This is a genomic window from Mesonia sp. K4-1 (assembly GCF_008017825.1).
Classification (GTDB): domain Bacteria; phylum Bacteroidota; class Bacteroidia; order Flavobacteriales; family Flavobacteriaceae; genus Mesonia.
The window spans coordinates 342335-365446 of record NZ_VRLS01000086.1; the positions used below are offsets into that span (position 1 = coordinate 342335).

At 33.5% G+C, this 23112-nt stretch carries 22 protein-coding genes and 1 pseudogene; 7 read left to right on the forward strand and 16 right to left on the reverse strand.

Annotated features, from left to right (window positions below):
- Window position 1: 1 nt before the first annotated feature.
- The 11 genes and pseudogenes from lepB to FT986_RS13885 form a co-directional block, all read right to left on the reverse strand.
- On the reverse strand, window positions 2-1582 hold the full coding sequence (gene lepB, locus FT986_RS13835) for a signal peptidase I (RefSeq protein ID WP_147865557.1): 1581 nt from the start codon (window positions 1580-1582) through the stop codon (window positions 2-4).
- Between the two features lie 39 nt (window positions 1583-1621).
- Window positions 1622-2341, reverse strand: coding sequence for a 4-hydroxy-tetrahydrodipicolinate reductase (dapB, locus tag FT986_RS13840; RefSeq protein WP_147865558.1), 720 nt, complete (start codon window positions 2339-2341; stop codon window positions 1622-1624).
- Window positions 2342-2344: 3 nt separating this feature from the next.
- Window positions 2345-2926, reverse strand: a complete 582-nt coding sequence (locus FT986_RS13845; RefSeq protein WP_147865559.1) for a DUF5683 domain-containing protein — start codon at window positions 2924-2926, stop codon at window positions 2345-2347.
- Complete coding sequence (locus FT986_RS13850; protein ID WP_147865560.1) at window positions 2916-3824, reverse strand: ParB/RepB/Spo0J family partition protein; 909 nt, start codon at window positions 3822-3824, stop codon at window positions 2916-2918. Before FT986_RS13850 ends, FT986_RS13845 begins: the two co-directional genes overlap by 11 nt.
- Before the next feature lie 6 nt (window positions 3825-3830).
- Window positions 3831-4595 carry a ParA family protein gene (locus FT986_RS13855; RefSeq protein ID WP_111541072.1) on the reverse strand — a complete coding sequence of 255 codons (765 nt, stop codon included), beginning with the start codon at window positions 4593-4595 and terminating at the stop codon, window positions 3831-3833.
- Between the two features lie 81 nt (window positions 4596-4676).
- The gene (locus FT986_RS13860; protein ID WP_147865561.1) at window positions 4677-5558 is read right to left on the reverse strand and encodes an SDR family oxidoreductase; all 882 of its coding nucleotides are present in this window, start codon (window positions 5556-5558) and stop codon (window positions 4677-4679) included.
- A gap of 92 nt (window positions 5559-5650) precedes the next feature.
- Window positions 5651-6577 carry a hypothetical protein gene (locus FT986_RS13865; RefSeq protein ID WP_147865562.1) on the reverse strand — a complete coding sequence of 309 codons (927 nt, stop codon included), beginning with the start codon at window positions 6575-6577 and terminating at the stop codon, window positions 5651-5653.
- A gap of 100 nt (window positions 6578-6677) precedes the next feature.
- A complete protein-coding gene (locus FT986_RS13870; protein ID WP_147865563.1) occupies window positions 6678-6893 on the reverse strand; it encodes a hypothetical protein in 216 nt (71 codons plus the stop codon).
- Window positions 6894-7003: 110 nt separating this feature from the next.
- Complete coding sequence (locus FT986_RS13875) at window positions 7004-7765, reverse strand: FG-GAP repeat domain-containing protein (protein ID WP_370451189.1); 762 nt, start codon at window positions 7763-7765, stop codon at window positions 7004-7006.
- Between the two features lie 108 nt (window positions 7766-7873).
- Window positions 7874-7981: pseudogene (locus FT986_RS13880) on the reverse strand (short-chain dehydrogenase); the annotation flags it as partial.
- A 126-nt stretch (window positions 7982-8107) separates the two neighbouring features.
- Entirely contained in the window at window positions 8108-9085 is a 978-nt protein-coding gene (locus tag FT986_RS13885) for a D-alanine--D-alanine ligase (protein ID WP_147865565.1), read from the reverse strand.
- 94 nt (window positions 9086-9179) lie between these two features.
- On the opposite strand from FT986_RS13885, the gene FT986_RS13890 reads away from it, so the two are divergent.
- From FT986_RS13890 to yaaA, 3 genes are all read left to right on the forward strand, one after another.
- Window positions 9180-9749, forward strand: coding sequence for a PASTA domain-containing protein (locus FT986_RS13890; RefSeq protein ID WP_111541370.1), 570 nt, complete (start codon window positions 9180-9182; stop codon window positions 9747-9749).
- Between the two features lie 11 nt (window positions 9750-9760).
- Window positions 9761-10807: an RluA family pseudouridine synthase gene (locus FT986_RS13895; protein WP_147865566.1), complete on the forward strand. Its 1047-nt coding sequence runs from the start codon at window positions 9761-9763 to the stop codon at window positions 10805-10807.
- A 185-nt stretch (window positions 10808-10992) separates the two neighbouring features.
- Window positions 10993-11754, forward strand: a complete 762-nt coding sequence (gene yaaA, locus FT986_RS13900) for a peroxide stress protein YaaA (RefSeq protein ID WP_147865567.1) — start codon at window positions 10993-10995, stop codon at window positions 11752-11754.
- Window positions 11755-11837: 83 nt separating this feature from the next.
- Here the strand turns inward: yaaA and FT986_RS13905 are convergent, their stop codons facing one another.
- Window positions 11838-12434 (reverse strand): DUF6134 family protein, encoded by a 597-nt coding sequence (locus FT986_RS13905; RefSeq protein WP_147865568.1) that lies wholly within the window; start codon window positions 12432-12434, stop codon window positions 11838-11840.
- A 34-nt stretch (window positions 12435-12468) separates the two neighbouring features.
- On the opposite strand from FT986_RS13905, the gene FT986_RS13910 reads away from it, so the two are divergent.
- Window positions 12469-12858, forward strand: a complete 390-nt coding sequence (locus FT986_RS13910) for a group III truncated hemoglobin (protein WP_147865569.1) — start codon at window positions 12469-12471, stop codon at window positions 12856-12858.
- Here FT986_RS13910 and FT986_RS13915 read toward each other — a convergent pair.
- From FT986_RS13915 to FT986_RS13930, 4 genes are all read right to left on the reverse strand, one after another.
- A complete protein-coding gene (locus FT986_RS13915) occupies window positions 12855-13061 on the reverse strand; it encodes a helix-turn-helix transcriptional regulator (RefSeq protein WP_147865570.1) in 207 nt (68 codons plus the stop codon). The two genes, FT986_RS13910 and FT986_RS13915, sit on opposite strands and share 4 nt — an antisense overlap.
- On the reverse strand, window positions 13058-13525 hold the full coding sequence (locus FT986_RS13920) for a hypothetical protein (protein ID WP_147865571.1): 468 nt from the start codon (window positions 13523-13525) through the stop codon (window positions 13058-13060). Before FT986_RS13920 ends, FT986_RS13915 begins: the two co-directional genes overlap by 4 nt.
- A gap of 114 nt (window positions 13526-13639) precedes the next feature.
- Window positions 13640-13849 carry a hypothetical protein gene (locus tag FT986_RS13925; RefSeq protein ID WP_147865572.1) on the reverse strand — a complete coding sequence of 70 codons (210 nt, stop codon included), beginning with the start codon at window positions 13847-13849 and terminating at the stop codon, window positions 13640-13642.
- Window positions 13850-13861: 12 nt separating this feature from the next.
- Window positions 13862-17350: a T9SS type A sorting domain-containing protein gene (locus FT986_RS13930; protein WP_147865573.1), complete on the reverse strand. Its 3489-nt coding sequence runs from the start codon at window positions 17348-17350 to the stop codon at window positions 13862-13864.
- Between the two features lie 679 nt (window positions 17351-18029).
- Between FT986_RS13930 and FT986_RS13935 the strand changes: the two genes are divergently transcribed.
- The 3 genes from FT986_RS13935 to FT986_RS13945 all read left to right on the forward strand — a co-directional run bounded on the left by FT986_RS13935 (window position 18030) and on the right by FT986_RS13945 (window position 23063).
- On the forward strand, window positions 18030-18830 hold the full coding sequence (locus tag FT986_RS13935) for a TIGR00266 family protein (RefSeq protein ID WP_147865574.1): 801 nt from the start codon (window positions 18030-18032) through the stop codon (window positions 18828-18830).
- Window positions 18831-18946: 116 nt separating this feature from the next.
- Window positions 18947-22399 carry a pyruvate carboxylase gene (locus tag FT986_RS13940; RefSeq protein ID WP_147865575.1) on the forward strand — a complete coding sequence of 1151 codons (3453 nt, stop codon included), beginning with the start codon at window positions 18947-18949 and terminating at the stop codon, window positions 22397-22399.
- A gap of 1 nt (window position 22400) precedes the next feature.
- Window positions 22401-23063: a uracil-DNA glycosylase family protein gene (locus FT986_RS13945; RefSeq protein ID WP_147865576.1), complete on the forward strand. Its 663-nt coding sequence runs from the start codon at window positions 22401-22403 to the stop codon at window positions 23061-23063.
- The last annotated feature ends 49 nt before the right edge of the window (window positions 23064-23112 follow it).

The following is a 23112-nucleotide window of genomic DNA, read 5'->3' on the forward strand; positions in this document are numbered from 1 at the left end:
ACTATGATTCCTTATTTTTCTTCTTTTTCCAGAAGAAATTGATTCCGAAAACAATCACCAACAAAATAAGGAAATGGAAAAAGTATGAAACTGGCTTTCCATCACCACCAACGGTAGTAAATAAGCGATCCCAGCGAATTTTATTGCTAAAACCTTGTCCGTTTCCATCCCAACTCATCCATATCAATACAGGTTTTCCTACTACGTGATTTTCTGGAACGTAACCCCAGTAGCGACTATCTTCACTATTATGACGGTTGTCTCCCATCATAAAGTAGTAGTTTTGTTTGAAGGTATATGAGTCTATAGGGTTTCCGTTAAGTAAAACTTGAGTTCCTCTAGTGGTAATCTTATTATCTATATGCATTTCTTCTCCTTCATAAGTTTCGATAATGCGCTTATAAAATGGAAGAGATTCTCTAGTAATGCTTACTGTTTTTCCAGCTTCTGGGATATATATAGGTCCGAAGTTGTCTCTATTCCAGCCCGTTTTCCCTGTATTCGGGAAAGTTCCTCGATCTTGTTTTCCTACCGAATCAATTATTCTTTCTACCGACGCTACATTAGGATGATTTTTAAATCGCTCTACAGTTTCTTCCGATAAAGAGGTGAAGTAATATTGTTTTTTGGTTTGATCGTACCAACCTACAGGGTCTGTAATGTCGTAGGTTTGATATAAATTTTGAAGGGAGAAACCTTTACCTTTTCCTTGTACTACGTAAGAATATTGAGGCTTAGCTCTTTCTGGTAATTGTAAAGGCTGGTTATTAATATGAATTTTACCATCTACGATTTTTAATGAATCTCCAGGAATACCCACAGTTCTCTTAACGTAATTCGATTTTTTATCGATAGGCTTGGTGTAACTTTCTTTTCCGCGGTAACGGAAATAAGGTACCGTATCTACTGGCCAGTTAAAAACTACAATGTCATTTCTTTCGATATTCTCAAAACCTGGTAATCTAAAATAAGGAAGCTGTGGCCAATTGGTGTAAGATTTAATTCCGGCAACGGGAATAGTATCGTGTACCATAGGAAAAGAAACCGTTGTTTTGGGTGTTCTTGCACCGTAGTGAAACTTACTTACAAATAAGAAATCTCCTACCAATAATGTTTTTTCTAAAGAAGAAGTAGGAATAGTAAAAGGTTGTATAAAATACGTGTGAACGATAGTAGCAGCAACGACAGCAAATAAAATAGAACTTACCCATTCACCAACCTCTGTTCTAGGTTTTAGACTGCGCCCCTCAACATAAGTAACATCTAAGGCATAATTTACGTAATAGACATAAAACCCTAAGGTCAAAATTGCTAACCAAGTATCAGCTTTGGTTTGTTTGCCAAAACTACGAATCGTTTCTACCCAAATTACAGGAAACATTATAAGGTTGACTATAGGTACAAAGAGTAAGATCGTCCACCACCAAGGACGATTAATAATTTTCATTAAAATTACTGCATTGTAAACGGGTACAAAAGCTTCCCACGCTTGCCTACCTGCTTTTATATATAATTTCCAAGTTCCTAAACCATGAATGGCTTGTATCGCCAAGAAAAATATAAACCACTGTACAATTGTCATCTTTGTTTTGTTTTATAAGTAGTAAACAAGCTAAACTTGTTACAAATTATTTAGTTGTAGCACATCTTTCATGCTATACACTCCTTTTTTTCCATTCATCCATTCTGCTGCAATTACTGCACCAAGAGCAAAGCCTTCTCGAGAATGAGCTGTATGTTTAATCTCTATATCATCTACGGTAGATTTGTAGCTAATACTATGCGTACCAGGAACATTCTCTATGCGTTTTGCCGTTACCGGAATTGATTTGCCTGCATTTTCATCTTCTTGCTCAACCAGCTTCCAATCGGTTAAAGAAGAGTGGTTGATAATACCTTCAGCAAGACTTATAGCAGTTCCGCTAGGCTTATCTAATTTTTGTATGTGATGAATTTCTTCTAAACTCACCTGATATTGCTCATGATTTTTCATCAATTTAGCAAGGTGTTCATTGAGATTGAAAAACAAGTTTACTCCCAGACTAAAATTGGATGCGTATAAAAAAGTTCCGTTAAGTTGATTGCAAGTTTTAACCACTTCGTCATAATTTTCTAACCAACCTGTGGTACCCGAAATAACGGGAACTTGGGCTTTAAATGCTGAAGTTATATTTTCTATCGCTGCTGTTGGAATACTAAAATCTATCGCAACATCTGCCTGTTGAAGATTTTCTTTATTAATTCCAGAAGAGGTTTTATAAACAATAGTATGGTTTCTTTCTAAGGCTAATTTTTCAATGGTTTTACCCATTCTTCCGTAACCTAATAAAGCAATTTTCATAAGTTAAAATTTTAAATTTAAGGATAAACCGTAATTTGCTCTTCCGGTAAGGTCATCTACATTTAGATTAGGTTGTACACTTAAATCTTCATCTACGTTAAACTGTCTTAAATGCGCATCTACATTGGCATCAATAATATTAAGAATGTAGATAGCGGCAGTCACTAAAATTGATATTTCTTTTTGTCTTCTAAATTTTTCTTGAGCAGAAATTAAGGTAGCGTCTTCTAAAACTCCTTGAAACTCATCGTCACTATAACCTGCGAGTCTTCTCTTATAAGCATCTCTATAACGGTTATATTCACGATCATTTACCGAATAAAAATAAATTCCTGCTCCAATTCCTGCATATACAATAGGGATTTTCCAATATCTTTTATTGTATGCTTGCCCTAAACCAGGTAAAACAGCCGAATAAAATGCAGCTTTTGCCGGAGCTAACGGATTATATTCTACTTTGGCTTTTAGACTTTTCTTTAAAGTCACTTCTTTACTTGTCTTAAGTTGTAAAGAATCTTCTTGAGCAAAGATTTGAAAACTTAAAAACAGAAAAAAAACAGAAAAATAAAAACAGCTATTTTTCACTGTGGATGAGTTTAGTTAACCGCTCAAAATCTTCTTGAGATGAAAAAGGAATAATCACCTTACCATTTCCTTTCTTACTAACTTTTACATCTACTTTAGCGCCAAAATAACTAGAGAAATCTTTGACAGACTCCTTAATTTCTTTAGGGACCTTAGGAGTGTTCTTAGTTTTTTCTGAGGAAAGAGAACCAGAAGACTGCACACTTTTTACTAATTTTTCAGTATCTCTTACTGAAAGTGAGTCTGCTAAGACTTTTTCATAAACTTCTAACTGAAGTTCTAAATCATCAATGTTTATCAAAGCTCGACCATGTCCCATACTTAAGAAACCATCTCTCATTCCTGTTTGAATGATAGGATCTAGTTTTAATAAACGCAAATAATTAGCAATAGTAGATCTATTTTTACCAATACGATCACTCAGTTGTTCTTGAGTAAGACTAATTTCGTCGATTAATCGCTGGTAAGAAAGTGCAATTTCTATAGGATCTAAATCTTGACGTTGAATATTTTCAACCAACGCCATTTCTAACGACTCTTGATCGTTAGCAATTCTAATATAAGCAGGGATAGTTTTTAAGCCTACAAGTTTAGATGCTCTAAACCTACGTTCCCCAGAAACCAATTGAAATTTATTAAAATCAATTTTTCTAACCGTAATAGGTTGTATAACGCCTAACTCTTTAATAGAAGTGGCAAGTTCTTGTAAGGCACTTTCGTTAAAACTAGTTCTCGGCTGAAAAGGATTGACCTCAATTGCATCAATATCTAATTCTACTATACTGCCAACGACTTTATCTGCATTTTTATCTTTTGCAGAATTGATATCATTTTCGGGATCTTTCAGTAAAGCAGAAAGGCCTCTTCCTAAGGCTTGTTTTTTTGTTGCTTTCGCCATAAATCCTTATAGATTTTTTTTAATAATTTCTTCCGCTAAGCTAAGGTAATTGCTAGCTCCTCTACTACCTGCATCATAATTAATGATACTCTCTCCATAACTAGGAGCTTCGCTTAAACGAACATTTCTTTGAATGATGCTTTTGAAAACCATCTCGTCAAAGTGCTTTTTTACTTCATCTACAACTTGATTAGAAAGTCTTAGGCGAGAATCGTACATTGTAAGTAAAAGCCCTTCAATATCTAATTTATCATTGTGTATTTTTTGAACACTTTTAATAGTGTTAAGGAGTTTTCCTAAACCTTCTAAAGCAAAATATTCACATTGAATTGGAATAATAACCGAATCTGCAGCTGTAAGGGCATTTAAAGTTAATAAACCAAGAGAGGGAGCACAGTCAATTAAAATATAATCGTAAGACTCTTTTAAGTGTACAATTGCTTTTTTTAGCATGGACTCTCGTTGATCTTGATCTACTAACTCTATCTCTATCGCTACCAAATCAATATGTGCAGGGATAATATCTAAATTAGGAGAGTCTGTGGGAATAATTGCTTCCTCTGCTTTTATGGTATGTTCTAATAGTTGATAGGTTCCTTTTTCAATTTCTTCTACATCAATCCCCAATCCAGAACTAGCGTTAGCCTGCGGATCTGCATCTATTAATAGAACCTTTTTTTCGAGAACTCCCAGAGAAGCCGCCAAATTAACAGAGGTTGTAGTTTTTCCAACCCCTCCTTTTTGATTTGCAATTGCAATGATTTTACCCATTAACTCACCATTCGTTTAGACAGTAAAAATACAATTTATTATTCCATTTTAAAACGGAATTTGTTAACAAGTGTTGATTGATTATTTTTTACCTTTATTTTTAATCATTTGTTCCAATTGATCCCACATTTCTTCAGGAATTTCTTCTAGCAAATTAAATTGTCCCGCACCTTTCAACCATTCACCGCCGTCGATAGTAATTACTTCTCCGTTCATATAGGAAGCAAAATCAGATACTAAATAAGCAGCTAAATTTGCTAATTCTTGATGTTCTCCTACACGCTTAAGCGGAACCTTTTTCGCTAAGTCAAATTTTTCCTTTAAATCTCCCGGTAATAATCTATCCCAGGCACCTTTGGTGGGAAATGGGCCTGGAGCTATGGCATTAAACCTAATCCCATATTTGGCCCATTCTACAGCTAATGAACGTGTCATCGCTAATACCCCTGCTTTCGCTGTCGCGGAAGGAACCACATATGCAGAACCTGTCCAAGCGTAAGTAGTCACAATATTTAAAACGGTTTTGTTTGTTTCTTTTTGATCTATCCAATGTTTACCAAAAGCGAGTGTACAGTTTTTACTTCCTTTTAATACGATATCTATAATAGTGTCAAAAGCATTCGTTGAGAGTCTTTCGGTAGGAGATATAAAGTTTCCTGCGGCATTATTAAGAAGAATATCAACGTTTCCCATTTTAGCGATAGCTTCATCCCGCATATGTTCAACTTGATCGTAATGTCTTACATCACACTGAATAGCAAAACACTTTCCGCCTGTTTCGTCTTCTAGTTCTTTAGTAGTATGCTGTAATTTTTCTAGATTTCTAGAAGTAATTGCAACTTGTGCACCTAATTCTAAAAAGTATTTGGTCATGGCTTTTCCTAGTCCGCTTCCGCCACCAGTTACCACAATATTTTTTCCGCGTAAAGCGTCATCACGTAACATTCTCTTAGTGTAGTCCATTTTTTAAATCATTGTTTTTGTAAAGCTAATGATTTACTTGATAAAATAGAAGTTTAGAATTAAATTAAACATTATAGAAATAAAGCTTTTCACTATTCAAAGAAATAAGTGAGTGTGGTTTGAGAAGTAGATTCTGGATTTGTCATTTCGTTTTCCCAAGTTTTGCTTTTAAAATAACCGTTTTCATGAATTTCAAACGTCGCACTTTCACTTTCTTCCGTAGTGATATACGGGGAATGATTTAATTTTTCTATATCCTTAATGGTAGCGGCATAAACTTCTGCACATTGTAGACGTCTAATTTTTTTAAAATAGGATTGATCTAACACATAGCTTTCGGTGTTTTTAATATTAGAATACGTGAAAGATTTGCTTTCTCCATTGTCAGTTTCTATTTTAATTAGATTATGGTTCTCATCATAAGTGAAATTATTTTCATTGTCCATAATCCCATCTTTATCATTATCTCTTCCCGCTTTAATGACGTTATCATGTTCATCAAAAACAAGAATTCTTCTGCTTAAAATATCTGCATTAGGGTCATCATTAGAGGTAGAGAGAACTTCAAAGTAGTAATTATTGTTTTCTGATTCAGTTATTCTATAATAACGACTTACATTGCCCAAACTTACACCAATTAATTCTTCATCATTATTGTAATAAAATTCTCTTTTCTGGTTTTCATCATTGTTGTCAAAAGGAAAACACGTTTTTACATTATTATTCTGATAAGTAAAATGATTAAAGGTTTCTTGGGTTTGTGCTACTCCATTAAATATTTCTTCTCTAGTATAATGGGTGTATTTATTATGAGTTAAATCTCCATTAAATATAAGTTTGAAATTAATAGTAGAATTATCTGCACTGTTTTCGATAGTACTTTGCATAATTTTTTCATAAGAAATGATGCTAATATTTTCTTGAGTATCCTCATTTATATCATTTGATGAGTTATCATCATCATCTGCCGAACAAGAAAATAAAGCTAAAAGTCCAAAAAAAGCTATTAAGTTTTTCATAATATAAGTGTTAGTTAGTTAAATATATAACTTTAAATAAAATTGCTTATTGTGTATTCAAATGAGGTGTTTTTAAAAAAGCAGAGAATTTATTTTGCAATTAGTTTTTTTCTACTAGTTGTTTATCTGATTTTATATGGACAAAATAAAGCCGCGAAGCTAAATGGTGAATAATTTGGTTACTTCCTTCACTAAGAAGAATTTGCTCTATTCTAGGGAAGTCACCTGTATGTATTACCTTCCTATTGCCCAATGTGTTAGTTCCTGTATTTTCATACCATACAACTTCACCGTTCTGGTTGTTGTTTGTTATCATATCTTTTTTACCATCATTATTTATATCACCCCATCAATATCATTGATTTGGAATACATTCTCATCGATTACTTTTTTGCTATCGAAAATTCCATTAGCTAGGTTTTCAAACTACAATAATTCATTTAAACAAGCGCTGCTAGTAACGATATTTATGTGTCCGTCATGATTAACATCTCCTGTTGCTACAGCAAATACAGCATCTGGGGTGTTGGGATTGGAAACAATAGAGTCATAAACAATTTTTCCATTATTATTGTTGTACACGTAAAATGGAAAGGCACCTTCTATAATTTCGGGAAAACCGTCATTATATAAATCTGCAATTTCAATAGTATAATGATCGCTCGGCAGCAGCATTAGAATTATTTCTTCTGTGAAGGATAGGTTTGTTTGATTTGAGAAGACATATAGAGTGCCATCGGTTGCGACAATAATATCCTCTTTCGTATCATTAGTAATAACTGCCACTTCTGTATCTACACCATGAATTTGTTGTGCCACATCAATTTTTGTAAATGTGGTATCCTGATTATTAATTAAGATAAAAAGGTTGGTGTCGTAAGAAATGATATCGTCCCAACCATCGTTATTAAAGTCTCCTTTGGCAATAAATGTTCTAATGGAAGTTAAATTCTCGAGAGTTGTAAGACCATCAATATTCCTGTTACCAAGATTTAAGCTCATACTTAATTTTGTTGGCGGGTTTCCAAATCGACTTTCTGAAACTATAATATCTTGAAAGCCGTCGTTGTTAAAACCAATACTCTCAATATCTTGAACATCAATTGTGGAGTCTAATTGAATTTTGGATCCAAATTGTATTGAGTAAAGAATACAAAACCTAAAAGTTGAAATAATATTAATAATAATCTATTCATTCCTAATGAATTAGTTTTGAACCAATATAATAAACCTGGTAATTACTTTAAGCCTAAAAATCAATAAATGAAACTATTGACCATTTTAAACACCGAGTTATAGAAAGTATTTGGTCATGGCTTTTCCGAGACCGCTTCCACCGTCAGTTACCACAATATTTTTTCCGCTTAAAGCGTCATCATGTAACATTTTCTTAGTGTAGTCCATTTTTTAAATCATTGTTTTTGTAAAGCTCATGATTTCTCCTATAGAAAAGTTGGTTGTATTTAATTTTAATAATTTAGAAAAGGTCATTTAGTAAACAATTGTTATATAAAAAATGATATAATATTATTACTTCAATGCATTTTCAATAACATTAGTAAATAATTCTTTTAAAGTAATTCCAGCTGCTTTGGCTTGTTGTGGTAAAATACTAGCTTCACTTAACCCCGGACAGGTATTCACCTCTAAAAAGTGAGGTTCGTTATTATGAAATATAAACTCTGCTCTTGTTAAACCTTTTAGTTTTAAAATTTTAAAAATTTTCACGCCTAACTCCTGAACTTCTAAGGTTAGTTTTTTAGAAATATTTGCAGGGGTTATTTCTTGAGATTGTCCTAGATATTTTGCTTCATAATCAAAAAACTCATTTTCAGATATAATCTCGGTAACTGGTAATGCAATAACCTCCCCTTTATAATCTATAACTCCCACTGAAACTTCGATTCCGTCTAAAAAAGATTCTATGATCACCTCTTCGTCTTCTTTAAATGAAAACTCAATAGCTTTTAATAAATCTTCTTGTTTTTTAACCTTTGAGATTCCAAAGCTACTACCTGCTTTATTCGCTTTTACAAAACATGGTAAACCAACTTTATTAATAATTTCTTCTTCATTAATATTATCACCTTTATTGATGAAGTAATTTGTTGCAGTTTTTATATGATAAGCATTTAAAACACTTATACAATCTCGCTTGTTAAAAGTCAGCGCTGATTGATAATAATCACAAGAGGTTTGCTTTTTATTTACAGTTTCTAAGTATGCTGCGAATAAACCATCTTCGCCAGGTGTTCCGTGAATGATATTAAACACACAGTCAAAATTTATTTTTATTCCATCTATAGTGGTAGAAAAATCAGATTTATCAATAGAGTGTTTTTTATTTTCATCTGTAACTACAAACCACTCTTTTTCTAAAATGTGAACTTTATAAGCATTAAATCTATCTTTGTCGATATAATCATAGACAAGCTGTCCACTTTTAATAGAGATTTCAGCTTCGCTAGAATAACCACCCATAGCGATAGCTATTGTTTTCTTTTTCATAAAATCATTATTAGATAATATAATAATATCACTTGTTAAATCACTGCAAAAATACGGGTGTTTTTATATCTTTGCTCAATAATTTGTTATAATAATGAGCTTTGTAAAATTTTTATTCAGTAAAGCATTTTTAATACAGTTAGGTATAGCGTTAATCGTTATTGTTATTCTTGTGTTTGGTGCCATGCAGTGGTTAGATTATACGACTAACCATGATCAAAGAATTGAGGTGCCAAACCTTTCTAAACTCTCCTTAGATGTTGTAGATAAAAAATTAGTGGAGGTAGATTTGAGAAGAGATATTTTAGACTCCGCTAATTATAATCCCGATTACCCTAAATATTCTGTTATAGAGCAAGTGCCTAAACCTGGTAGTTTGGTAAAAGAAAATAGAATGATTTACCTCACATTAAATCCTTCTGGCTATAATAAAATTGAGATCCCTAATTTATTAGGAAGAACACAACGACAAGTAGAGCCTACTTTAAGGTCTTTAGGTTTTAAAATAGGGGATATTACCTATAAACCAAATATAGCTGAAAATGCTGTTTTAGAAATGAGGCATAAAGGAAACCTTCTCAAAGAAGGGGATAAGCTAATGAAAACTTCTACCATAGATTTGGTATTAGGTGACGGAACTCGTAATTACAATAGCGAAAATTAATACTTATTTTAATGAGCAATCAAGAAGAGATTATAAATGATGAGAATGATGAGCTTTATGAGCATTATCATTTTGTTGCTTCCAAAGGGCAAGAGCCTTTACGAGTAGATAAGTTTTTAATGAATTTCGTTGAAAATGCTACTCGAAATAAAATTCAACAAGCAGCTAAAGACGGAAATGTTTTTGTAAACGGAAAAACTGTTAAGCAAAACTATAAAGTAAAAGCCGAAGATGAAGTAAAAGTCATGTTTGAGCACCCACCTTATGAGTTTTTGTTAACTCCAGAAAATATTCCATTAGATATTATTTATGAAGATGATACTGTTTTAATAGTAAATAAACAGCCGGGAATGGTAGTGCATCCTGGGCATGGAAATTATTCAGGAACTCTTATTAACGCATTGATTTATCATTTTGATAATCTACCTAATAATAGTAGTGATAGGCCAGGACTTGTGCATAGAATAGATAAAGATACAAGTGGTTTACTTGTGGTGGCTAAAACTGAAGAAGCTATGACACATCTTTCTAAACAGTTTTTTAATAAAACTAGTGAAAGGGAATATGTTGCTTTAGTATGGGGGAATGTAGAAGATGATGAAGGAACCGTAGAAGGAAATATTGGAAGGCACCCTAAAAATAGATTACAAAATACGGTTTATTTTGGAGAAGATACAGAAAAAGGAAAACCTGCAGTCACTCACTATAAAGTCTTAGAACGCTTTGGTTATGTTACTTTAGTCTCTTGTCGATTAGAAACAGGTCGCACTCATCAAATTAGGGTGCATATGAAACATATAGGACATACATTATTTAATGATGAACGTTATGGGGGAGAAAGAATCTTAAAAGGAACTTCATTTACCAAGTATAAACAATTTGTAGATAATTGTTTCAAGGTATTGCCGAGGCAAGCTCTACACGCCAAAACATTAGGGTTTGAACATCCTAAAACTAAAGAGTGGATGAGTTTTAATTCTCCAGTTCCACAAGATATTGAAGCTTGTGTAGAACGATGGAGAAATTATGCAAAAAACCAAAAGGAAGTTTTAGATTAGGGCAATCTTTTTTTTTTACAAAAAAGCCGGGCTATCCGCTATATCTTTTGATTTGCTTTGCTTCACAAAAGGATGCCGCTACTATCCCTATTGCAAATAGATTTTATAAATAGTCTTATGTGTATTTCAAAGGAAAAGATTTCTTTCGAATTTACCGAAATGCTTATCTTTATTCAAAAATAGACATGAAAATACTTGTTTCACCCGCCAAATCACTAGATCTCGAAAATGATCTGCCTACAAAAAAAAATACTATTCCTCATTTTCTAGATGAGGCTATACAAGTTAATAAAAAACTTGCTAGACTTACTAAAAAGGAAATTTCTGATTTAATGAGTATAAGTGAGAAGTTAACCGATTTGAATTATCAGCGTTATCAAGATTTTGAAGAAACTAAAGAGCCTCAAAATTCTAGACCTGCAATTTATATGTTCGATGGTGATGTTTATACGGGAATAGACGCTTATACCATTCCCAATAATAAAATTGATAAACTTCAGAGTAAGTTACGAATACTTTCGGGGCTTTACGGAATTTTAAAACCTTTAGATCTTATTCAACCGTACCGTTTAGAAATGGGTACTAAATTGCCTATCCAACGTCACAAAAATTTATACGAATTTTGGGGAGATAAAGTAACTAAAGCTTTAAATGAAGAAATGTCTTCTGATGAATTATTAATTAATCTTGCAAGCAATGAGTACTTTAAAGTGATTCAGAAAAAGGAAATCAAAGCTAATCTTGTAAGCCCAGTTTTTAAAGATTTTAAAAACGGTAAGTTGAAGATCATCAGTTTTTTTGCTAAGAAAGCACGAGGAAGTATGGTTAGATTTATTCTGGATCATAACGCTCAATCTTTAAAAGACTTAAAGAAATTTGATTATGGTGGTTATCAATACAGTGAAGCCGAAACAAAAAATGAATCAGAACCGGTTTTTATAAGGTAGTAAAAGGTAGAAGTTTTTAGTAAATTTAAAATTTTCTAAATATAAAATAATGCTCAGCATATCTATAATTAAGTTGTGTAATTTTAATTATCAATCAACTCTACTTGAAATTCAATAATTCCTGCATTAATAATAGCTTTTTTTAAGACAGCATTTTCATAAATATAGGTGTTGATTCTGTTTTTTTCACCTTTCTTTTCATAGATATGTTCCTCTATTTTTTTGAGACTATGAAACGTTCCATTTTCTTCTGAGTAAACATTTTGAATATCTATAGGTTCTTCAAGCATAAGCATTGCAGCGGTGTAATTTATGTTTTCTGATATAAGGTAACTTAATTTTTCATCCTCATAGTAACGATATTTATTTTTTTCTAAAATCGTTTTTGAGTTTTTTCTAGACTTACCATTTAATTCTATCTGTACATTAGATTTATTTAATAGGCCATTTTCAAAGATTACATCATATTTATATTCTAAATTAATTTTAGTGATAACCCGAGTATCTATTTCTGTTTTATTTTGATAAAAAATTATAGAATCACTTATTTGTTTTGTAGCAAGTAAAGTTCCTACCTCTTTATCTTTGTAAATTACTCTGTATTTTAAGTTTGTAATTTGTGCAAAACTACAAGTGAGTTTAAATAAAATAAGTAAAAAAATAAATGTTATTTTGTACATACAAATACTAAGTTAGTTAGAAATCTAAAAATAGATGAATAATTTAAAATTAATAGACGAGAGAAAAGATATTAAGTTACTCGTAACTAAATTTTATGAAAAGGTTAGGTTGAATGAGGATATAGGATATTTTTTCAATGAAACAATCCAGGATTGGGAAGAGCATCTGGAAAAGTTGACAGATTTTTGGGAAAGTAATTTATTTAGGGTCAACAAATTTTCAGGAAGACCTGGATACGCGCATATTAAAGTAGATAAAAAATTTAATGAAAGTATAGAAGCTAAGCACTTTGGAGTTTGGTTAAATCTTTGGTTTGAAACGATTGATGAATATTTTGAAGGAGAATTAGCCGAGAAAGCTAAATATTTCGCTAGAAACCTAGGAAGTAACTTTCATTTAAAAATTTTTGCAGCTAGAAGTTAATTCCAATCTCTTTTCTCTAATTGAAACAGCTCGTCTACTTTTATATCTAAAACTAAAGCTAGTTTTAAAGCCAAAACTGCAGATGGGGAGTATTTCTCTAATTCAATGGCATTAACCGTTTGTCTTGTTACATTCACTTTTTCTGCTAAACCTGCTTGAGTTAAGCCTTTTATAGCACGCTGAATTTTAATTGAATTTTTCATGATTTTCTCTTTCTAACTAATATTAGTTCTTTTTGAAAGAAAAGAATAAATAATAGTAGTGTACTCAGCATATTTAGAAGTAAGACTGTAAAAAATGATAAGTTGTAAATAAAAATTATAGCTAAGATAAGTATAGCATAATTGCAGTATACTGCTTTAACTAATGATCGTAACCTTAAGTTAGAGATATATTCATCTTCAATTTTCTCTTCTGAAAAAGCAAATACAATTCCGAAAACAATTATTAATAAACATAGTAAGTCGTACCATACGTTAGATTCTATCCATTCAAAATAAATAGAATCTTGTAAAATTTCTTGAGAAATAATTGCAAATACAGGTACCTTAAAACTATTCGGTGTCCAATCTATCATCATAGAGATAATCAATGTTAGAAGGGAAGTTATGAAAATTATAAAGCTTAATTTTTTAAATCTATATGGAATTAAATAAGTAGATTTCATATCTTAATATATTTATAAATTAAAATGTAAAATTAATTTTACTAAAAGTAAAATTAATTTTACATAATTTAATATAAAAAAACCAAAAGTTTATCTTTTGGTTTTTTTATAAGGTTAATTCTTCGTTAGTTGAAGTGAATAAACTCCAATACCTAATCCTACAATAATTAAATAAGGAATGTAATCATCTATTGGGGCAGCAGGATTGTCACCCGTATCATCTTCAGGCACTCCAGGAGTTCCACTTGGAAATTGAGCGAAACTTATAGAGAAACATCCTAAAAGAGCTATACAGCATATAATATTCTTGATATATTTTTTCATAGAAATCAATTTTTAGGGGTTTACAATTTTTTTAGTGAATGTGGTACTTTCTGTGGTTACTTTTACCAAATAGACACCTGCAGCCAATTGGCTCATGTTGATGCTTGTGTTTCCAGTAATTGCGGTACGCGATTTCATCATCATCAACTGTCCGACATTATTAAATACAGAAACTTTCATTTCTCCTGTGTAGTTGGGGTTGGAGATGTTTAGTATACCATTATTTAATGGATTAGGGTATAAGCTAAATCCATTAGTTTTAACCGTATTGCTAGCTAAGCTGCTATCTTCAAAAGTTATTTTAAATCTATCAGTTTCTACACTTGCTGCAATTTGTTCATCAACACTAAAATTAATTATATTCTCTCCTGTAACTAAAGCTGTAGAGGTTTGTAAGTAATTATCTACAAGATAAGCCTGCAGGTTAGGAATCTCCTCCCAATTGATTAAGAATTGATAATCTTGGTGTCTATACGAGCCTACATATAATGGTATTTCTTCTAAATCTACAGGAATATCTCTTTGCTCTATGCTTAGGAAATGACTCCCATTCACTAGCGCTAAGTTTTCATCTGAATTTCCTAATTTCTTAGCATCATAATCGTTGACTGCGTTATCATTATTATCGCTAAAGTCAATTACTGCAGCATCTAACGTGTTGGCTCCGCTTTTTAAGTGAATATTTAAAGCATAGGATGCTCCAGACGGTCTAAATACCCCTAAATTATCTTCTTCTATATTTTTATCGTTTTCTTCAAAACTTAGATTTGGAGAACCAGTCATTGAAGAACTATTAGCTACAAAGATAGCCTGCCCTGCTTGTAGAAAGCGGTTAGTATTACTATCAGAATTGCTCTTGGTGTTATTGGTAACATTTACCACCACATAAGCTCCTTTAGTGGATAAATTAGGATCCCATACCCAGATAAAATTAGGATTTATTTCGCTGGTTCCTGTATTTGTTAATACTTCGTTCATATCTACTGGAGCCTGATAAGGATTTCCAAAAAAGCTGAACTCTTCATCTCCATCTGCTAAGGTTGCAGAGGTTAGGTCGCTATCGCATAATTTTAAAGTTCCCTTAGTTCTTATGGTTGTACTAATAGGGTCAGGAGCATTGGTGCTCATATCTAAGGTACGATCTCCTCTAATATTAATATAATAAGGATCACCTACGTTTAAATTGGTAGCATTCGTATTGGCTAGGGCGCTCCAAGTTTGAGCTTGATTGTTATAGGTATAAGCACTAGGGTTGTTTGTAGCATTATAATCAAAACCATTAGCGTTACTACCTCCTGTAATGTGAGTACCAAACCCTACTATATTTCCTAAAGAATTAGATCCTGTGTTATAAGTAGCATCTATATCTCCTTCTTGCCAGTTGGAGTTTATCGTTCCTGCATTTACAGCAGAAGTAAGCATGCGATAAGCTCTCACTTCTTTAGTGCTTCCTTCGGTAGAACCTGCAGGAATGTAGCGTTCTACAGTAACTCCCGCATTATTACCGTAAGTAATTCTTGAAGAAGTACACACTCCGCCAACTTCACCAAAAATAGCAGTACCATTGCCATCACTATTAAAAATGATTTCAGCATCATCTTGTAAAGCTAAAATACCTTCGGTGCCCAAGTTTAAGCTAGTCATTACTTCCACTTCATTAAGTACTTCTAGTTCAGCTCCACCAGTAGTATTGACTTGTACCTTATCGATTTGATGTCCGTTTCGGTTATCGGCGATACCATCTTTATCGACTAGTAGATCTCCATCGAGAACAATGTTATCTGCGCCTGTAAAAATAATCTCACCCTCACTAGCATCGATACTTTCATCTGGAGCAGTGATGCTTCCGCTAAGAGTAAAAGAATTAGTGCTTTCTACTGTTAAAGTATAGGGTGAGTTAATGGTTAAATCGTATACAGCTAGGCTGCCGTGGGTATCTGTATTGTAATCGCCATTTATGGTAGCTATTCCATTAGAGGAGTCTGTAATATCAGGTCCAATTTCATTATTCCATTCCGTACCATCCCAAATGATATTTCCTGTAAAAAACTGTTCAATATTGCCATAACTAGAAAAAATATTTCCATCTACGTTAACATTCGAGACAGCTCTAAAGTAATAATTGGTGTTCGCATTTAAACCTGTGAGGTCAAAGCTGAAATCTCCACTAGATAAATTAGAAGAGGTTACAAAAGTTCCTGTTCCTTCAGTAAAATCAGGATCTGTACTGTACTCAAAACCATAGGTGCTATTCATACAGTTATAAGGATCACTCAAACTACCATTAAGTGTGGCTGTGGTGGGGGTAACCTGTGTTGCTAAATGGGTAGTTGGTAAAGGTGGGTTTTTGGTGATAGAGTATAAGCGTAGCTCTGACGTTAAACTCAAGTTGACTAAATTCTGAACTCTTACTCTAATTCTATTCGCAGGGGCATTAGGGGTATAGGCTATATTTGCTTTATCATTAGAGTTAAATATACCAAGTAAATCTAAGTCTATTAAGCTACTTAACTGTTGTGAATCTACTAAAGAACTGCCATTATAAGCTTCAATATAAATATTATCCAATAAATCTAAACTTACAATATCAGATGGAGAAGCTAAACTTAAATGGTATGTATCGGTGCTGGCAGAAGGTCCTTCAAAGTAAATAGTCTGTTGCACGTCCCCAGCAACAGATAAAATAGGCAACCTTAAAGAGGAATAGGTGTTAGGGTCACTATCAATGGCATTACCTGCATTTAAGACTCCACTTGACGCATTTAAAGCGCCGATTAACCCTCCACTTCCTGAAAAAGAAGTATACTTAGCTTGTTCGCAATTATTAATGCTAGTGTTGTAATATGCTCCATACAAATCGATCTCCTTTGTGTTGCCTATGCCTAATATAGTACCAATTCGATTATGAATTCTTATTCTATCATAAGCTACTGAAGGGGTAATGGCTACAAAATAGTTATTATTAGCATCAGAAACTACTCTTAGATTTTCTGAAGCGAAATCGTTTGAGTTTTGTGTTTGTCCTGATAAAACTACAGTAGTGTTATTCTTAGCTTCTACAGTAATTTCTTGGTTGCCAAAAAGCACATCTCCTAGTATCGATGCCAACGTAGAGCCTAAAGAACCACCTAATAGAGCGGGAAAGAGATCGTCGGTTGAATTTAATCTGATATATGTGGTTTGATTGGCCTCAGGAGTTGCACCCGTAGGGAAAATTAATTCTTGATAGCCAGTATAGGCTCCAACTTCATTTACTATTCCAGTTGAAGCTTTAATCGTTGAAGCGGAACTTAGGTCTCCCCTTCCATCAGTACCTACATCTATAGATAATGTAGGGTCATCTACTGTAGTAACATCAGGTGACATTGAAAGGCCAGGAGCATCTGGACTAGAGATTTGTGAGTCTGCTCTCTGATAGGTTTGTGCAATTGTAACTTGAGGAACTAACAGTCCAAAAACAATTAAGCTACCAGAAAGCACTTTGAGTAAAGTGTTTTTCATGACAATTTAATTTTTAATTATTAAATAATTTGTTTTTAAGGGTGTTTTTTGCTAGTAACCTAAAGGTAAAAACATTTAATCGGATTTATATGTATTTAAATGTTAAAGTTGACGATATGTCAATAAAAAACTAATTAATCAATGTTTTTACGTGAATTAGTTATGTTTTAATATTAATGCTTTAATAATTTAACACAATATTTTAAATTATTTATATATTTATTTTTATCTGTTTGTTGTTCTATATTCAACCCAAAAGCGATTCAGCATGAGTTTTCAGAGAATTGATAGTATCATTTTTTTCATTATATTTTTACTAAATTTTTTTTTAACATCAACCGTAAATGTTTTTTTTGCAGCACATTTTATAAATATGACTAGTTTATAAAACTCTTATTTGTGGAGGGAAACGTTTTAGGAAAACTCCTCCTTTTTCAGTTAAATAAATTTTCGGTAGAGTTTGAACAACTACGCGTAAACAGGTAGTTAAAAACACTTGATGAAACTTTAGAAGAAAATATTTGGTATCCCGCCTTATTTTTAAGAGGATGATTTGTGGCAGGAAATGTAACAATTGGCGTGAGGTACGACATATTATATAAGGAAGATAAAAGTATGTATGGTAGTGCTTTTATGCCTTTTGTTCGCGTATATTTTTAATCAAAACAATAAAAAAGAAATGAATGCACACAAGATAGATTACCAAATTTTTGGTGAAGAAATGCAATATGTAGAAATAGAGTTAGATCCTCAAGAAGCTGTTGTAGCTGAAGCAGGTTCTTTTATGATGATGGATCAAGGTATAGAAATGGAAACTATCTTCGGAGATGGTTCGACTAAAGACCAAGGTTTTTTAGGGAAAATGATGGGAGCAGGAAAACGTCTTCTTACGGGTGAGAGTTTGTTTATGACAGTTTTCTACAACAATATTTCAGGGAAGAAGAAAGTGAGTTTTGCTTCTCCATATCCCGGAAAAATTATTCCTATAGATTTAGACCGTTTTAATGGAAAATTTATTTGTCAGAAGGATGCTTTTTTATGTGCAGCTAAAGGAGTTTCAGTAGGAGTAGAGTTTTCAAAACGTTTGGGTAGAGGTTTTTTTGGAGGAGAAGGTTTTATCATGCAAAAACTAGAAGGAGATGGGATGGCATTTGTCCATGCAGGAGGAACTACTGCAGTTAAAGAATTGGCTGCTGGTGAAAAACTCAAGGTAGATACAGGTTGTATTATCGGTTTTGATGCTACTGTAGATTATGATATTCAATTTGTAGGCGGAATTAAAAATACACTCTTCGGTGGAGAAGGGATGGTATTTGCGACCTTAACAGGACCAGGTACAGTCTATATTCAATCATTACCTTTTAGCAGGTTAGCCAGTAGAGTTTTTGCAGCTGCACCACAAGGAGGGGGAAAAGATAAAGGAGAAGGTAGCTTATTGGGAGGTTTAGGCAATTTTTTAGATGGGGATAACCGCTTCTAGGACACACATTTTAAATTTAAAATACTAAGGTTTTCTAAAACTTGTAGCAAATTAAAATCATTATTCAGATATTTAAATCGGACTCATTTTTTTAATTTTTTATTCCATCAAAGCTTATGAAAATCAATAAAGTTTTAGTCGCTAATAGAGGAGAAATTGCCATTCGTATTTTTAGATCGTGTACAGAAATTGGTCTACGTACCGTAGGAATTTACACCTTTGAAGATCGCTATTCTCTACATCGTTACAAGGCAGATGAAGCCTACCAAATAGGAGAAGACTCAGAGCCGTTAAAACCTTATTTAGATATTGATAAGATTATAGCTGTGGCTAAAGAAAACGGGATTGACGCCATTCACCCTGGATATGGATTTTTATCAGAAAATGCCGACTTTGCCCAGGCCTGTGAAGATAACGACATCATTTTTATAGGGCCTAAAGTATCTATTCTCAAAGCTTTGGGAGATAAGATTATGGCCAAAAAGGTGGCGATAGAAAATGATATCCCGATTATAAAAAGCAATGAAAAAGAATTAACTACAGTTGATATCGCTTCCGCGGAAGCAGAGAAAATAGGTTATCCTATTATGTTAAAAGCAGCTTCTGGAGGTGGAGGTCGCGGGATGCGGGTAATTAGAACAGATGAAGAACTCCGTAAAGCCTACCCAGAATCTAAACGAGAAGCAGTTAATGCCTTTGGAGATGATACTGTTTTTATAGAGAAATTTGTTGAAAATCCTAAGCATATTGAAATTCAGTTATTGGGAGATAATCACGGTAATTTGGTGCATCTTTTTGAACGAGATTGCTCTGTACAACGACGTTATCAAAAAGTAATAGAGATCGCTCCATCTTTTGGCTTAAAGGAAGAAACCAAACAGAAATTATACGACTATGCTTTAAAAATAGGAAATGCTGTAAATTATAACAATGCGGGAACGGTTGAGTTTCTTGTAGATGATGATGGGAGCATTTACTTTATAGAAGTCAACCCGAGAATACAAGTAGAACATACGGTGACCGAAGTGGTTACAGGAATCGATGTGGTAAAAGCACAATTGTTTATTGCAGGTGGATACAAATTAGAAGATCAACAAATTAAAATTCCTTCTCAAGATAAATTAGAAGTAAAAGGTTTCGCTGTACAATGTAGAATAACCACCGAAGATCCTAAAAATGATTTTAAGCCCGATTACGGAACCATTACCACTTATAGAAGCGCTAGCGGTTTTGGAATACGATTAGATGCAGGTAGTGTTTATCAAGGGGTCAATATTTCTCCGTTTTTTGATTCTATGTTGGTTAAAGTTACCGCTAGCAGTAGAACTTTAGATGGCGCTTGCAGAAAAATGCGAAGAGCATTAGCCGAATTTAGAGTACGTGGTGTAAAAACCAACATGGCGTTTTTAGATAATATACTAAAAGACCCTATTTTTAGACAAGGAGAAGTAACCGTTAATTACATAAAAAATACACCAGCACTTTTTGAAATTAAAGAACCAAGAAACCGAGCTACCAAAATGGTGAATTTTCTTGGAGACATTATTGTTAATGGAAATCCAGATGTAAAAACCATCGATTCTACTAAAAAATTGGTCAATCCTGTAGTTCCTAAATTTGATAAACAACAAGCATACCCAAAAGGAACCAAAGACTTACTTACAGAATTAGGACCAGAAAAATTTTCTCAATGGCTTAAAGCCGAAAAGAAGATACATTTTACCGATACCACCATGCGAGATGCACACCAAAGCTTATTGGCCACTCGTATGCGGACTAAAGATATGATGAGCGTAGCAGAAGGTTTTGCCAGGAACCATCCCGAAGTGTTTAGTATGGAAGTGTGGGGAGGAGCAACCTTCGATGTATGTATGCGTTTTTTAAAAGAAAACCCTTGGGAACGTTTACGCTTATTAAGAAAAGCGATGCCTAACGTTTTGTTTCAAATGTTGATTAGGGGTTCAAACGGAGTCGGTTATACGGCATACCCCGATAATCTTATTGAAAAATTTGTAGAAGAGGCTTGGGAAAACGGAGTCGATATTTTTAGAATTTTCGACTCTCTTAATTGGATGGAGTCCATCGCCCCTTGTATAGAATATGTGAGGACAAAAACCAACGGTCTTGCTGAAGGAGCCATGTGTTACACAGGCGATATTCTAGATCCAAAACGCACCAAATACAACTTAGATTATTATTTGCGTTTAGCAAAAGATATAGAAAATGCTGGAGCTCATATTTTAGCCATTAAAGATATGGCAGGCCTATTAAAGCCTTACGCTGCCGCGGAATTAGTCTCAGCCTTAAAGGCAGAAATTAATATTCCTATTCACCTTCATACACACGATACTTCATCTATTCAATCTGCCACGTATATGAAAGCCATTGAAGCTGGTGTAGATGTAGTAGATGTAGCTTTAGGAGGTTTATCTGGTTTAACTTCTCAGCCTAATTTTAATGCCATGGCAGAAGCGATGCGTTACCAAGAGCGAGAAAACGAGATGGATATTAAAAGCCTCAATGCTTATTCTAATTATTGGACGAGTATGCGAGAATACTACTATCCATTTGAATCTGGTTTAAAATCGGGAACAGGAGAAGTGTATCGCCATGAAATTCCTGGAGGGCAATATTCTAATTTAGTTCCTCAAGCTGAATCTTTAGGATTAAAAGACCGTTTTAACGAGATTACCGCGATGTACAGCGAGGTCAATCAGTTGTTTGGAGATATTGTAAAAGTAACACCTAGTAGTAAAGTAGTAGGAGATATGGCTCAATATTTAGTGAGTAATAACTTCACCATAAAAGATGTTTTAGAAAAAGGAGAAAGTATAAGTTTTCCAGAATCGGTTAAAAGTTTCTTTAGAGGAGATTTAGGTCAGCCTTTCGGCGGATTTCCAAAAGAACTTCAAAAAATCATATTACGAGATGATGCTCCTTACACCGAACGTCCTAATGCGCATTTAGAACCTGTAGATTTTGATAAGGAGTTTGAAGAATTTAAAAAGAAATTTATAAAAGGAATGGATCGTGAATGGGAAATAACAGATTTCCTGTCTTACAAACTTTACCCTAAAGTGTTTGAAGACCTCTACGATCACTACGTAAAATATGGTAAGGTGATGCAAATTCCTACCAAAAATTTCTTTTACGGTATGCAACCTGGCGAAGAGATTATTGTAGAACTCGATAAAGGTAAAACGCTATTGATCACACTGGTTTCTGTAGGAGACGCTAATGAAGAAGGGCAGGTAACCGTTTTCTTTAAAATTAACGGGCAAACTAGAAACGTAGAAATACAAGATGCTTCTATTAAAGTAGAAAAAGTAAGTCACTTAAGAGCCGAAAAAGATAATGATAAACACGTAGCAGCTCCGTTGCAAGGATCACTTTCAGAAATTTTGGTAAAAGAAGGTGAGGAGGTGAAAAAAAATCAGCCTTTGTTTGTCATTGAAGCGATGAAAATGGGAACTACCATTACAGCGAATGCCAGTGGAAAAATTAAAAAAATTCACCTAGAAAAAGGCACTATGGTTTTTAGTGAAGATTTGGTGGTAGAATTAGCGTAGTATGTTTAAACACCAACACCCTTATCCGCCTTTTATTCCAGAATCTGCGACTAAACTTATTGTGGGTACTTTACCGCCACCAAGATTTACGACTGGTGACTTTAAACCCGATGATGTAAATTTTTGCTACGGAAGCCGTGACGGACAGCTTTGGAAAATTTTAGCTCAAATCTTTAAAGTAGATTTGCGTTTTGAAAATTCCGCGGAAGCGATAGAAGAGAGAAAAAACCTACTCATAGAAAATAATTTAGGAATTTGCGATATGGTAGAATATGCGTATCGGGAGAAAATAGATGCTTCCGATATTGGCATGTTAAAGCCTAAATTGAGAGACCTAATTGGCATTTTGAGAGAAAACCCAAAAGTAGACACCTTACTATTTACGGGCGGTAACAGCAAGAACGGTCCAGAGTATTTTTTTAGAAGACATATAAAAGGTTTAAAAGATATTCAGTTAAAAAAAGTAAGCAAAGAAGTCCCAAGAATACATCAATTTGTATTGGATGGGCGCTTAATTAAAACAGTTTCTCTAACAGCGCCTTCTGGAGCTGCTAACCGAGCGGTTGGAAGTATGGGGCTTTATAAACAAATGAAACTCAAAAATCCGCAGTTAGATACTATAGATTTTAGAGTCTTGCAATACGAACCCTTTTTTACGGAATAAAAAAAAGTCCTCGATAATTATCGAGGACTTTTTAATTATAATCTTTAAT